Origin of the sequence: Streptomyces sp. NPDC005784 (assembly GCF_042871525.1) — a bacterium.
GTDB lineage: Bacteria > Actinomycetota > Actinomycetes > Streptomycetales > Streptomycetaceae > Streptomyces.
The window spans coordinates 147,031-159,870 of record NZ_JBIAIQ010000021.1 but is presented as its reverse complement, the minus strand read 5'-3'; the positions used below and the strand labels follow the sequence as shown (position 1 = coordinate 159,870).

Here is a 12,840-nt window from a genome sequence, read left to right as displayed (position 1 = left end):
GGAGCGTCCCGCTTCGCGGGACGCTCCCGAAAACCAGCACGAACCCTTACGGACCACCCACGCCAGGGTTGACGAAACAGATAGGGGCACCCCCCCGGCGGCCCGGTCCCAGAGCAGGGCGCGGGGAGGACGCCCCCGGCGGCAGGGCGAGGGGAGACGCCCCGGCCCGGTTCCGGGGCAGGGCGCGGGGAGGGCGCCCAGAGGTGCGACGTCAGTGGCGGGCGGGTTCCACGGCGGGCGCGGAACCCGGGAGCGGCCGGCCCGCCGACTCCGCCATGAACCAGACGGCCGCACCGCCGATGATGGCCGCGGCCATCATGTAGTACGCGGGCATCATCATGTTCCCGGTCGCTCCGATGAGGGCCGTGACCACCAGCGGGGTCGTGCCGCCGAAGAGCGAGACCGAGATGTTGAAGCCGATGGACAGCGAGCCGTAGCGGACCCGCGTCGGGAAGAGAGCCGGGAGCGCGGCGGGCATCGCGGCGGTGAAGCAGACCAGCAGCAGACCGAGGGCGCCCATGCCGAGCGCGACGGCGAACAGGCTGCCCTGGCGGATCAGCAGCAGCGCCGGGACGGACAGGGCGAGGAAGCCCGCGCAGCCCGCGGCGATCACCGGGCGACGGCCGATCCGGTCGGTCAGGGCGCCCGCGAAGGGCTGCACGATCATCATCAGCGCCATCACGCCGAGGACCACGAGCAGACTGTGCGTCTCGTCGTACTTGAGTTCGCTGGTCAGGTAGCTCGGCATGTAGGACAGCAGCATGTAGTCGGTGACGTTGAAGACCAGCACCAGGCCCACGCACAGCAGCAGGGTGCGCCACTGGCCGGCGATCATCTCGCGCAGCGGCACCTTGGGACGGTCGGCCTCGGACTTCTCGATCTCCGCGGCGAACGCCGGGGTCTCCTCCAGGCGCATCCGCAGATAGAGGCCGATGATGCCCATCGGGCCCGCGATCAGGAACGGGACGCGCCAGCCCCAGGACAGCAGGTCGTCGGTGGACAGCAGGGCGGTCATGAGGGTCACCAGACCCGCGCCGCCGATGTATCCGGCCAGCGTGCCGAACTCCAGCCAGCTGCCGAAGAAGCCGCGCCTCTTGTCGGGCGCGTACTCGGCGATGAAGGTCGAGGCGCCCGCGTACTCGCCGCCGGTGGAGAAGCCCTGCACCAGACGGGCCGCGAGCAGCAGGATCGGGGCGCCGACGCCGATCGTGCCGTACGACGGGATCAGGCCGATCGCGAAGGTGCCCGCCGCCATCATGATCATGGTGAGCGCGAGGACCTTCTGGCGGCCGATCCGGTCGCCGAGCGGGCCGAAGACCATGCCGCCGAGCGGGCGGACGAGGAAGGCCGCGGCGAAGGCGCCGAAGGTCGAGAGCAACTGGGCGGTCGGGTTGCCGGAGGGGAAGAAGACCTTGCCCAGGGTCACGGCGATGTAGCTGTAGACACCGAAGTCGAACCATTCCATCGCGTTGCCGAGCGCTGCCGCCTTCACGGCGCGCCTGACGAGCGCGGGGTCGGTGACGGTGACCTCGGGGGAGGCCGGGCGTGCGGGGGTCGGGACGGGTGCGGCGTGGGCTGTCGGGGTCGCGGTCTGCAAGGGCCTTCCTTTCGCCGGGGACAGGGACGGGTTCGCCCGGGGGCGGACCGGTGGCTCGCTCGGACGTGGGCCGACGGTTCGCCCGGAGGCGGACCGGTGGCTCGCCCGGGGCGGGCCGAAAAGCGACCTTAGGACGGTTCGTCCACGTCACGTGCGGTGCGCGACCCGCCGCACAGCGCACATAAATGCCGCGTACGCAGGCGCGACGAGGTGGCCGGGACGGTCTCTTCGGAGGGTCATTTGTGATCTATGTCGCGACGTCGAGGGGGGACCTGACCCTTCGCCGACTATCGTCATTCGGACAAAACGGAGACGGATGTCAGGTGAAGCGGGGGTTTCCTGTGTCTCTCGACGAGGGTGGTCGTGCCCCATAAGGTCCTGATATGGACTGACGTATGGGATGTGTGGGACAAGAAGGAATCAACGGGGCGGGAGAGCCGACGGGGCGTGGCGAACGTGGAGCACGGCGGACGAGCGGGCAATGCCTTCGCGGGGGTGGCGGAGACGGCGCGAGCACGGCTGCGCGCGCTCCGCGTCGGGCTCTGGGTGATCGCCGCGATACTGGCCGTACGACAGGTCGCCGCCGTCCTCAGTACGCCCAAGGCGGACCGGCTGACGGATCTGGAGACCTGGGTCGGCCCGAACGGCGTACTGCATGTGAAGGGCTCGCTGTACGACTCGACGCGCTTCACCGGCACCCCGTTCGGCGGACTCGTCCTCAAACCGCTCACCCGGTCGGCCGAACAGGCTCTCGGCTGGGGCTGGACCTTCGGCACCCTGCTGCTCGTCGTCGCGCTCGGCATGGTCGCCGCGCGCGCCCTGCCGCCCCCCGTGAGCCGGCGTACGTCCCTGCTCGCCGCACCCGTCGCCATCAGCCTGCTGATGCTGTCGCTCCCCGTACGCAACGCCCTCTACCTCGGCCAGACCAGCATCATCCCGGTGCTGCTCGTCCTGCTCGGCTGCTTCGCCGTCCGCGGGGAGCGCGCCTGCGGGGTCCTCATCGGGCTCGCGGCGGCCCTCCAGCCGACCGTGCTGCTCTTCGCGCCGCTGCTCTGGTTCACCGGGCGCCGCCGCGCCGCCGCCTCCACCGGGACCACCTTCGCCGCCCTCACCGGGCTCGCCTGGGCCGTGATGCCGCACGACTCGAACACCTACTGGGTGCACCACCTGGCGGGCGTCGGCCTCGGCAAGGACGCCGACGACGTCGCCAACCAGTCCCTGCACGGCGCGTTGCTGCGGCTCGGCCTCACCGGGCCGCTGGAGATCGCCCTGTTCCTGGCGCTCGGCGCGGCCGTCGCCGCCGTCGGCCTCCGTCGCGCGGTGCGCTGCGCACGCGACGGGCAACTGCTGCTCGCCGTGGCCATGACCGGCTGCGTCGCCGTCGTCGTCGCGCCCACCACCTGGCAGCACCAGCTGCTGTGGGTGCTGCTCGCGCTCGCCGGCCGGGTCGGGCGGAGGGCCTCGGACCGCTATGTGTGGCCCGTCGCCGTCGTCCTCGTCATGACGCTGCCCGCCAGGATGATGCTGCCGGACAAGCCGCTGCTCGAGCCGTTGCGCGACAACGTGGTGCTGATCGCCGCGCTGGCCGCCGCCACCGTCGTACCGTTCCTGTCCCGCACCTCGGAGTTCTACCGGGCCCCGATCCCCACCGACCACGCGGCGCCCGTCCCCGCCCGGTGGAAGCGCGTGCCGCTGCTCCCGTTCCTGGGCCGGGTCCTCACCCGCCCGAACCTGCTGCTCGAACTGCTCCTGATCCGCGTCGGCTACTCCGCCTACGCGTCCGTGCGCCTCGCCGTGACAGGCGGCTCCAACGCGGACGGCCGGGCCGCCGCCGAGCACCACGGCGGCCAGATCCTCGCCGTGGAGCGGTTCCTGCGCCTCGACATCGAGCGCGGGGTCAACCACGCGGTGGTGAAGGTCCCCTTCCTGCGGGACTTCTTCGACTTCTACTACCAGTCTTTCCACTTCGGCGTCCCGCTCACCATCCTCGCCGTGCTCTACGTCCGCCGCCCCGCCGACTACCGCTGGGCCCGCTCCGCCCTCGGCTTCACCACCCTGCTCGCCCTCGTCGGCTTCTGGCTCTACCCGCTCGCCCCGCCGCGCCTGATGCCGGGCCTCGGGGTCATCGACACCGTGCACGGCGCGCAGGACTTCTCCAAGCCGGACTACGGCACCCTGACCGAGCTGACCAACCAGTACGCGGCGATGCCCTCGCTGCACTTCGGCTGGTCCCTGTGGTGCGGGGTCGTCATCGCGGTTCTGGCGCCCAGGTGGTGGATGAAGGCGCTGGGCCTGCTGCACCCGTTCTTCACGGTCTCCGCGATCGTGGCGACCGGCAACCACTGGGTCCTGGACGCCGTGGGCGGCGCGGCCGTGGTCGCCGCGGGCTTCGGCCTGACCCATCTCCTCCAGGGCCCGCGGCCCCGGACCCCGATGAAACGGGCCGAGGTCGGCACGAAGGAGCCGGTCCCGGCGATGGGCCGCACTCCGAGCTGATCCGGTACGCCCCGGCTCGGATGTGCGGGTGCGGGTGCGGGTGTGTCGGTTGTGCGGGTTGTGCGGGTTGTGCGGGTCGTGGCCGTGCCTGCGCCCGTGTGCGGGTCTCGGGGGAGGCAGGGGCGGGCGCGGGGGAGTGCCCCTGCCTCCCTCGGGACGGGCCGACGGTGCCGGGAGGCCGTCGGCCCGAGCATGCGGCTCCCGTCAGACGTGACTGACCTGGAGTTCCTTGACGCCGTTCAGCCAGGCGGAGCGGAGGCGGCGCGGGTCGCCGACGAGACGCAGGTTCGGCATCGCGTCGGCGATGGCGTTGAAGATCAGGTCGATCTCCAGGGTGGCCAGGGACTTGCCGAGGCAGAAGTGCGGGCCTCCGCCGCCGAAGCCGAGGTGCGGGTTGGGGTCACGGGTGATGTCGAAGACCTCGGGGCTCTCGAACACCTCGGGGTCGTTGTTGGCGGAGGAGTAGAAGATGCCGACGCGGTCGCCCTTCTTGATCCGCTTCCCGCCCAGCTCGGTGTCCTGGGTCGCGGTCCGCTGGAAGGCGACGACGGGGGTCGCCCAGCGGACGATCTCCTCGGCGGTGGTCTTCGGCCGCTCCCGCTTGTAGAGGTCCCACTGCTCGGGGTGGGTGAGCAGGGCGTGCATCCCGTGCGTGATGGCGTTGCGGGTCGTCTCGTTGCCGGCGACGGCCAACAGCAGGACGAAGAAGCCGAATTCGTCGGAGGCGAGGTTCCCCTCGTCCTCCGCCGCCACCAGCGTGCTCACGATGTCCTTGGCGGGGCACTGCTTGCGGTCCGCCGCCATGTTCATCGCGTACGAGATGAGTTCGGTGGCCGACTCGGCGCCGATCTCCTCGGTGATCGCGTACTCCGGATCGTCGTACGCCACCATCTTGTTGGACCAGTCGAAGATCTTGACGCGGTCCTCCTGCGGGACACCGATCAGCTCGGCTATGGCCTGCAGCGGCAGTTCGCAGGCGACCTGGGTGACGAAGTCGAAGGCGCCGTCGGGGCCGGCCTGCGCGAGCGCGTTCGCGACGATCGAGCCGGCCCGGGCGCGCAGCGCGTCCTCCAGGGAGCGGATGGCGCGCGGGGTGAAGCCGCGTTGCACGATCTGACGGACCCGGGTGTGCTCGGGCGGGTCCATGTTGAGCATGATGAGCCGCTGGACCTCGATCTGTTCGCGCTGGATGTGCTCGTTGAAGCGGATGACGGCCGTGTTGAGGAACGAGGAGAAGAGCTCGGGGTGCGTCGAGACGTACTTGACGTCCGCGTGCCGGGTGACGGCCCAGTAGCCGTCGTCCTCGAAGCCCGCGACACCGGGCTGTTGCGGGATCCAGCGGACCGGTTCGGCCCGGCGCAGCTCGGCGAACTCCGGGAGGGGCACGCGGTGGTGCAGCACATCGGGGTCGGTGAAATCGAACCCGTCGGGCAGCGCTGGACAGGGCATCGGCAACTCCAGGTCTCGCGCCTACGGTGGTGCCTGCGGTGGTGACGGGCCGTCCCCGCGGATAGTTCTGACGGTCCATCAGGAACGTGGAATCGCCGTGAAGGTAGTAACGGGTTCTACAAGTGGCAAGAGGTGCGGGCCCACCAATTGCGTGCGGGATTCGTGCAGATCACGACTTCGGGAGCTGCAGGACCCTTGCGGCGCGGGGGGTTCGCTCAGCAAACTGCACGCAGAACTGGTACGCGTTCTAGTTCTGCGCGGTGGGTGGGCCGGGACGCCCCGCGCTGCGCGGGTCAGCAGGGCCTGGCCGCCGGGCAGGCCTGAGGAGAGGACGAGCCCCCATGGCCGCGGAACCCGTGATCGTCGAAGCCGTACGGACCCCCATCGGCAAGCGCGGTGGCGCGCTCGCCAATCTGCATCCCGCCTATCTCCTGGGCGAGACCTACCGTGAACTGCTCGGCCGCACCGGCATCCCCGCCGACTGCGTCGAGCAGATCGTCGGCGGCACGGTGACCCACGCCGGCGAGCAGTCGATGAACCCCGCGCGCACGGCCTGGCTGACGATGGGGCTGCCCTACGAGACGGCGGCGACGACGGTCGACTGCCAGTGCGGCTCCTCGCAGCAGGCCTCGCACATGACCGCCAACATGATCGCGGCGGGTGTCATCGACGTCGGGATCAGCTGCGGTGTCGAGGCGATGTCGCGGGTGCCGCTGGGTTCGGGGTCCAAGCACGGTCCGGGCAAGCCGTTCCCCGACGAGTGGAACGTGGACCTGCCGAACCAGTTCGAGGCCGCCGAGCGCATCGCGCGCCACCGCGGTCTGACCCGCGAGAACGTCGACTCCCTCGGGCTCATCTCGCAGGAACGGGCCGCCATCGCCTGGTCCGAGGAGCGGTTCAAGCGCGAGACGTTCGCCGTGCAGGTGCCCACCACCGAGGACGAGCAGCGGGCCGGGCAGGGCATGTGGCGGCTCGTCGACCGGGACGAGGGGCTGCGCGACACGTCCATGGAGGCGCTGGCGAAGCTGAAGCCGGTGATGCCGACGGCCGTTCACACGGCCGGCAACTCCTCCCAGATCTCCGACGGCGCGTCCGCCATCCTGTGGGCGTCCAAGCGGATGGCGCGGGCGCTGAAGCTGCGGCCGCGGGCGCGGATCGTGGCCCAGGCCCTGGTGGGTTCCGATCCGCACTTCCACCTGGACGGCCCGATCGACGCCACCCGGGCCGTGCTCGGCAAGGCCGGGATGTCCCTGAAGGACATCGACCTCGTCGAGATCAACGAGGCCTTCGCGTCGGTGGTGTTGAGCTGGGCGCAGGTCTTCGGACAGGACCTGGAGAAGGTGAACGTGAACGGCGGCGGCATCGCGCTGGGCCATCCGGTGGGTGCCACGGGGGCCCGGCTCATCACCACGGCGCTGCACGAACTGGAGCGTGGCGACAAGGAGTTCGCGCTGATCACGATGTGCGCGGGCGGGGGGCTGGCCACGGGGACGATCATCCAGCGGCTGTAGGCGCCGTTCGGCGGCCGTGAAGAGGGTGCGGGTGCAGGTCCAGGTGCGGGTGTAGGCACATCCGCGTGCCGCGTGTGCCGCGCTTCCGGTGCTCCGGAGGGGCGTCACTCCCGGCCGGAGGCCGTCACCGCGAGTGCCGCCGGGACGAGTGCGGCGATCAGCAGCGGGAAGCCCAGGCCGTGGTTCAGGACCAGCCAGGCGCCGAGCAGGGCGCCCGCCAGCATCGCCGCCACGGAGGCGATGCGGCGCGGGGTGTTGTGGTGGCCCGCGCCGCTGCCGAGGCGGGAGTCGGCGGCCAGGCCCGTCAGGGTCATCGTCAGGACGGTCGTCGTCAGGTCGGCCACGCCGAGCTTGCGGACCGTCGCGTTGCGCAGGCCCATCGCGAAGGCCGTGACGGCGATCACGGTGTAGGCCGTGGCGGTGGCGTCCGGGGCGGCGAAGGCGACTGCCGCACAGGCGGCCGTCAGGACCGCCTCGGCGGCGAACGTGCCGCGGGCCCAGGTGCGGCGCGAGCCGTTGCCGAACCGCGCGGCGATCCGTCCGCCGGTCGCCGCGCCCGCCAGGAAGCAGCACAGCGAGGTCAGTGTGTGCGGTACGGAGAAGCCGGGCGCTCCGGCCGCCGCGAAGCCGAGCACCACTACGTTGCCGGTCATGTTCGCCGTGAAGACGTGCCCCAGGCCCAGGTAGCTCACCGCGTCGATGAGTCCGCTGACCACGGTCAGCGACAGCAGCGCGGATGTCAGTCGCAGGCCTCGTGACTCAGGGTCGTGCGGCGTGTCCGTCTGCGTGGTCATGGAGGTCAGTCCACCACGGGGGCGCTCGCGCTCGCGTCCGGTGCCGGGTTTGTCGCGGGCCGGTTCAGCCCTTCCGGCGTTCGAGGAGCGGGGTCCGGGGCGAGCCCCGGGGGCGGGACGGACGAGTCCGGGTACGACGAAGGCGGCAGCCCCGGGAACGGGGTGCCGCCTTGCGTGTGCTGTGAGGCTCTTGGGCTGATCAGTACCAGCCGTTGGCCTGCCAGAAGTTCCAGGCGCCGGCCGGGCTGCCGTAGCGGGAGTTCATGTAGTCCAGACCCCACTTGATCTGCGTCTTGGGGTTGGTCTTCCAGTCGGAGCCGGCGGAGGCCATCTTGGAACCGGGCAGGGCCTGGACCAGGCCGTACGCGCCGGACGAGGAGTTCGTGGCGCTGATGTTCCAGCCGCTCTCGTGATCGACGATCTTGCTGAAGGCGTTGAACTGCGAGGCGTCCGGAATCATCGCGTGGGCGATCGACTTCGCGGAGGAGGCGGCGGTCGGCGTGGCGGCCTGGGCGGGCGCCGCGACCAGAACCATACCGGCGGTGGCAGCGGCCACGGCGGTAGTGGCGAGGGCCTTCTTCGGGGAGGAGACGATGCGGCGGATGACAGAGACGGACACGGAGAACCTGTTTCTTAGGGGGCATGGAGTCGCTCGTACGCCGTGACCACGTGGTGTGTGGAAGGGGCGGCGTACGTCGGCGCCGCGACCCGTATGGGCTCGTGGCGCCTGGCGACTGCTCCAGACAAACAGGATCGGAGCCCGTCCGCAATGACCCCCTTTACTAGTGGTGGTCGCATCCGGGGTGAAAGTCCCTCATGTGACGTGGCTCTCAAACCCCAGGTCAGAGGGCATAATGACGCGTCCATGCCATGAGATTCAGTCTACGAAGCCGCTTCGTATGTGACGGGGGTCCTGTGGGCCGCTTCACCCCGCACCTGACGGACGGTACGGGGGTGCCCACCCAGTGCGGCCGGGCGGTGTGACGCGGGCCGCAGCTCAGCCGGGGTCGAAGGTGACCGGGCTCTCGAAAGCGGCCCGGCGCGTGGCCCGGCGCAGTGCCTTGAGGAGGGTCGGGCCGATCGTCAGGGTCAGGACGACGGTGACGACCGCCCGGCCCAGGTCCCAGCCGAGCGATGTGGCCAGGCAGTACGCGAGGAAGCGGGCGAGGTTGGCGGGGAGGGCGGCGTGCGGGTCGAAGGCGATGTTCGAGGCCAGCGCGTCCATGAAGGGCCAGCCGGCCAGATTCATGACGGTGCCGTACGCGAAGGCGGCGAGGAAGCCGTATCCGGCGAGCATCAGCAGCTCTCCACGGCCGCGGAGCCGGTCCGGACCCGGCAGCAGCCCCGAGCCCATCGTGAACCAGCCCATGGCCAGCATCTGGAAGGGCAACCAGGGGCCCACCCCGCCGGTCAGCAGCGCCGACGCGAACATGGTCACGGACCCGAGCACGTACCCGAAACCCGGCCCGAGCACCCGCCCGCTCAGCACCATCAGGAAGAACATCGGCTCGATGCCGGCGGTCCCGGCCCCGATCGGGCGCAGCGCGGCGCCGGTCGCGGCCAGCACGCCGAGCATGGCGACCGCCTTCGGGCCCAGCCCCGACTCGGAGATCGTCGCCGCGACCACCGCGACCAGCAGGACGAGAAGCCCCGCGAACAGCCATGGAGCGTCCTGCGCGTGCGCGCTGACCTGCGAGCCGGTCCCCGCGAAGAGCGGCCAGCCGAATCCGGCGGCTCCGGTGGCACTGACCAGGGCCAGCGCGGCGACGGAACGCGGGCCGAGGCGGACGGCCCTGGCCTGGCGCTGTGGCTCTGGCTGCGGCCGGGGCTGCGGCTGCGACGGGGGACGGCGGGCCGAGGCGTCGGCGGCGCTCATGCGAGGGCCCTTCTGACCTGGGCGACGGTGAGCCACTGCTCGGGGGCCAGGATCTTGGCGACCTGCGGGGCGAACGACGGGGACGCGACGACCACCTCGGCGGTGGGGCCGTCGGCGACGACCTCACCGTCCGCGAGGATCACCACACGGTGGGCGAGCTCGGCGGCGAGTTCCACGTCGTGGGTGGCCAGCACGATGGCGTGTCCCCCGGCGGCCAGCCCGCGCAGCACGGTGACCAGCCGGGCCTTGGCCGCGTAGTCGAGGCCGCGGGTCGGCTCGTCGAGGAGCAGCAGCGGGGGGCGGGCCGTCAGCACGACGGCCAGCGCCAGCGCCAGCCGCTGTCCCTCCGACAGGTCACGTGGGTGTGTGTCGTCCGCGATGTCCGGCAGCAGCTCGGACACCAGTGCCCGGCAGGTCCCGGCGGCGGCCCCCGCGTCCTCGTCGGCCGCCGCGCACTCGGCGGCCACCGTGTCCGCGTACAGCAGATCCCGGGGCTCCTGCGGTACGAGTCCCACACGGCGTACGAGGTCGCGCGGCACCGTGCGGTGCGGTACCGCCCCGCCGACCCGTACGGACCCGGCGGTCGGCTCGACCAGCCCGACGAGCGCCCCGAGCAGCGTCGACTTCCCGGCGCCGTTGCGGCCCATCAGCGCGATGGTCTCGCCGGGTCCCGCGGTGAGGTCGACCCGCCGGAGCGCCTCGACCCGCCCGCGCCGGACGGCCAGGGAGGCGACGACGGCCACGCCGGCCGGGGACGGGTCGGGGTCGGGGGTGCGCCTGCCGGGGAGGCGCAGGAAGCGGGAAGAGCGGTAAGGGGAGGGGGAGGCCATGGGGGAGGTGGGGTGGGTCGGCGCCGAAGGCAGGGGGAGGGCAGCGGTGGGCCGTGCTCCTGCGGCGCCTTCGGTGCCGTTGGCCGGTCCGGCGTCGTCGCCGAGTCCGGTGGGCCCGGCGCCTTCGGCGTGTGCCGTGGGTCCAGGGTCTCCGGTGACCGCGGCGGATTTCGCCGACGCCGCGGCGAGCCGCTCGCGCAGTGCGCCCGCCCGGCGTCGCGCGTCGCGGACGGTCAGAGGGAGCGGGGACCAGCCTGCCAGGCGGCCCAGTTCGACCACCGGTGGGCAGACCGGGGAGACGGCCATGATCTCGGACGGGGTGCCGAGCGTCAGGGGTGCCCCCGGCGCGGGGAGAAGGGCGATCCGGTCGGCGTACTGGACGACGCGCTCCAGACGGTGCTCGGCCATCAGGACCGTGGTGCCGAGGTCGTGGACCAGGCGCTGCAGGACGGCGAGGACCTCCTCGGCCGCGGCGGGGTCCAGCGCCGAGGTGGGTTCGTCGAGGACCAGGACCCTTGGGTGCGGGGTGAGCACCGAGCCGATCGCGACCCGCTGCTGCTGGCCGCCGGACAGCGTGGCGATCGGGCGGTCGCGGAGGTCGGCCAGGGAGAGGAGGTCGAGGGTCTCCTCCACGCGGCGGCGCATCACCGCCGGTGCCAGACCCAACGACTCCATGCCGTAGGCGAGTTCGTCCTCCACCGTGTCCGTCACGAAGTGGGACAGCGGGTCCTGGCCGACCGTGCCGACCACGTCCGCGAGTTCGCGCGGCTTGTGCGTACGGGTGTCCCGCCCCGCGACGGTGACCCGGCCGCGCAGCGTTCCACCCGTGAAATGCGGGACCAGTCCGCTCACCGCGCCCAGCACCGTCGACTTGCCGACCCCGGACGGGCCGACCAGCAGCACCAGTTCGCCCTCCGGGACCTCGAAGTCCACGCCCCGGACGGCGGGTTCGGCCGCCCCGGCGTACGTCACGGAGACATCCTCGAAGCGGATCACGATCGTTCCTCGGGGGCCGGGGTTCGCTGGGGGGGCGGGGCCAGGAAGGCGGGGAGCAGGCCGAGCATGACCACCGCCGTCGGCCAGAGAGGGAGGGCCGGGGTCACCAGGGGGATGACGCCGGGGCTCAGCGCGTCGGGGTCGTAGGACGCGGCGACGATCATCAGGGCCGCGACCGCCACGCCCGACCCGGCGACCAGCCAGGCACGGACGCCCCAGATGTCCGGCCGGTACCGCGTCCGCGGTGAGCGGCGGCCGCCCAGCCACAGGCCGCCGAGCGCCGCGCCGAGCCCGGCCAGCAGGACCGGCAGGCCGTAGGTGTCGCCCGCCGCGGTCAACAGCCCGTAGGTGCCCGCGCAGACGCCGAGCAGACCGCCCAGGGTGAGGGCTCCGGTGGTCCGGCGGACGGCGGGCGGGACCTGGGCCGTGCGCCCGTACCCGCGTGCGTCCATCGCCGCCGCCAGCGCGACCGAACGCTCCAACGCGCCCTCCAGGACCGGGAGTCCGACGTGCAGCAGGCCGCGCAGCCCCCGATCGGGGCGGCCACGGAGCCGGCGCGCGGCGCGCAGCCGCTGGACGTCGGCGATCAGATGCGGGGCGAAGGTGAGCGCGACGACCACCGCGACGCCCGCCTCGTACAGCGCTCCCGGCAGTGACTTGAGCAGCCGTGCCGGGTTCGCGAGGGCGTTCGCGGCGCCGACGCAGACGAGCAGCGCGGCCAGCTTCAGGCCGTCGTACAGCGCGAAGAGCAGACCCTCGGCGGTGACCCGGCCGCCGATGCGAATCCCCTGCGCCCAGTGCGGGAGGGAGATTTCGGGAAGCGTGACGATCACGTGGGTGCCGGGGATCGGGGAGCCGAGGAGGACGGCGAAGGCCAGCCGGATGACGAGGACGGCCGCGGCCAGTTTCACGAAGGCGGTGTAGGAGCGGGCCCAGGGGGCGTCGGTGCGGTGGGTGGCCACCACGAAGCCCGCCACCGCGATGAGGAGCGCGAGGAGGAGGGGGTTCGTGGTGCGGGAGGCCGCCGTGCCGAGCCCCAGGGCCCAGATCCACCAGGCGCCGGGGTGCAGGGCGTTCGCACGGGTCACTCCCGGTGTGCGGGAGAGGGAACGGGTACGGGGGCGGGAGTTCGGCGGTCGCCCGGTCGGGTCGGCGTCCGGTGCCGGGCGCTGGGGTCCCACCGTCCCGGGTTCCCGGTCCTGTTCGGACAGGGGAGACCCCCACCGCGCCGCGGGCCGGCGGCGCGCGGCGCCGGCGGTGGGGCGTTCGGGGTCGCCCTTGGTCATGATCG

At 72.2% G+C, this 12,840-nt stretch carries 9 protein-coding genes; 2 read left to right on the top strand and 7 right to left on the bottom strand.

Annotated features, from left to right (window positions below):
* Positions 1-211: 211 nt before the first annotated feature.
* Positions 212-1,597 carry a glycine betaine/L-proline transporter ProP gene (gene proP / locus ACFYR3_RS28885; RefSeq protein ID WP_355848460.1) on the bottom strand — a complete coding sequence of 462 codons (1,386 nt, stop codon included), beginning with the start codon at positions 1,595-1,597 and terminating at the stop codon, positions 212-214.
* Between the two features lie 447 nt (positions 1,598-2,044).
* Here proP and ACFYR3_RS28880 point away from each other — a divergent pair, with 447 nt between their 5' ends.
* Entirely contained in the window at positions 2,045-4,093 is a 2,049-nt protein-coding gene (locus tag ACFYR3_RS28880; RefSeq protein ID WP_389285070.1) for a bifunctional glycosyltransferase 87/phosphatase PAP2 family protein, read from the top strand.
* A gap of 204 nt (positions 4,094-4,297) precedes the next feature.
* Here the strand turns inward: ACFYR3_RS28880 and ACFYR3_RS28875 are convergent, their stop codons facing one another.
* Positions 4,298-5,542, bottom strand: coding sequence for a cytochrome P450 (locus tag ACFYR3_RS28875; RefSeq protein WP_355848466.1), 1,245 nt, complete (start codon positions 5,540-5,542; stop codon positions 4,298-4,300).
* A 341-nt stretch (positions 5,543-5,883) separates the two neighbouring features.
* Between ACFYR3_RS28875 and ACFYR3_RS28870 the strand changes: the two genes are divergently transcribed.
* Entirely contained in the window at positions 5,884-7,053 is a 1,170-nt protein-coding gene (locus ACFYR3_RS28870) for a steroid 3-ketoacyl-CoA thiolase (RefSeq protein ID WP_355848469.1), read from the top strand.
* A gap of 104 nt (positions 7,054-7,157) precedes the next feature.
* Here the strand turns inward: ACFYR3_RS28870 and ACFYR3_RS28865 are convergent, their stop codons facing one another.
* The 5 genes from ACFYR3_RS28865 to ACFYR3_RS28845 all read right to left on the bottom strand — a co-directional run bounded on the left by ACFYR3_RS28865 (position 7,158) and on the right by ACFYR3_RS28845 (position 12,835).
* Positions 7,158-7,847: a YoaK family protein gene (locus tag ACFYR3_RS28865; RefSeq protein ID WP_389285069.1), complete on the bottom strand. Its 690-nt coding sequence runs from the start codon at positions 7,845-7,847 to the stop codon at positions 7,158-7,160.
* A 199-nt stretch (positions 7,848-8,046) separates the two neighbouring features.
* Positions 8,047-8,466, bottom strand: a complete 420-nt coding sequence (locus ACFYR3_RS28860; protein ID WP_328555801.1) for a transglycosylase SLT domain-containing protein — start codon at positions 8,464-8,466, stop codon at positions 8,047-8,049.
* Positions 8,467-8,844: 378 nt separating this feature from the next.
* A complete protein-coding gene (locus ACFYR3_RS28855; protein WP_389285068.1) occupies positions 8,845-9,723 on the bottom strand; it encodes an ECF transporter S component in 879 nt (292 codons plus the stop codon).
* Complete coding sequence (locus ACFYR3_RS28850) at positions 9,720-11,549, bottom strand: ABC transporter ATP-binding protein (protein WP_389285067.1); 1,830 nt, start codon at positions 11,547-11,549, stop codon at positions 9,720-9,722. The genes ACFYR3_RS28855 and ACFYR3_RS28850 overlap by 4 nt, the downstream gene beginning before the upstream one ends.
* On the bottom strand, positions 11,546-12,835 hold the full coding sequence (locus ACFYR3_RS28845; RefSeq protein WP_389285066.1) for an energy-coupling factor transporter transmembrane component T: 1,290 nt from the start codon (positions 12,833-12,835) through the stop codon (positions 11,546-11,548). Before ACFYR3_RS28845 ends, ACFYR3_RS28850 begins: the two co-directional genes overlap by 4 nt.
* Positions 12,836-12,840 lie beyond the last annotated feature (5 nt).

Coding starts and splice junctions, on each gene's coding strand:
- ACFYR3_RS28845 (WP_389285066.1), bottom strand. CDS start 12,835: ATGACCAAGGGCGACCCCGAACGCCCCACCGCCGGCGCCGCGCGCCGC.
- ACFYR3_RS28875 (WP_355848466.1), bottom strand. CDS start 5,542: ATGCCCTGTCCAGCGCTGCCCGACGGGTTCGATTTCACCGACCCCGAT.
- ACFYR3_RS28855 (WP_389285068.1), bottom strand. CDS start 9,723: ATGAGCGCCGCCGACGCCTCGGCCCGCCGTCCCCCGTCGCAGCCGCAG.
- ACFYR3_RS28865 (WP_389285069.1), bottom strand. CDS start 7,847: ATGACCACGCAGACGGACACGCCGCACGACCCTGAGTCACGAGGCCTG.
- ACFYR3_RS28870 (WP_355848469.1), top strand. CDS start 5,884: ATGGCCGCGGAACCCGTGATCGTCGAAGCCGTACGGACCCCCATCGGC.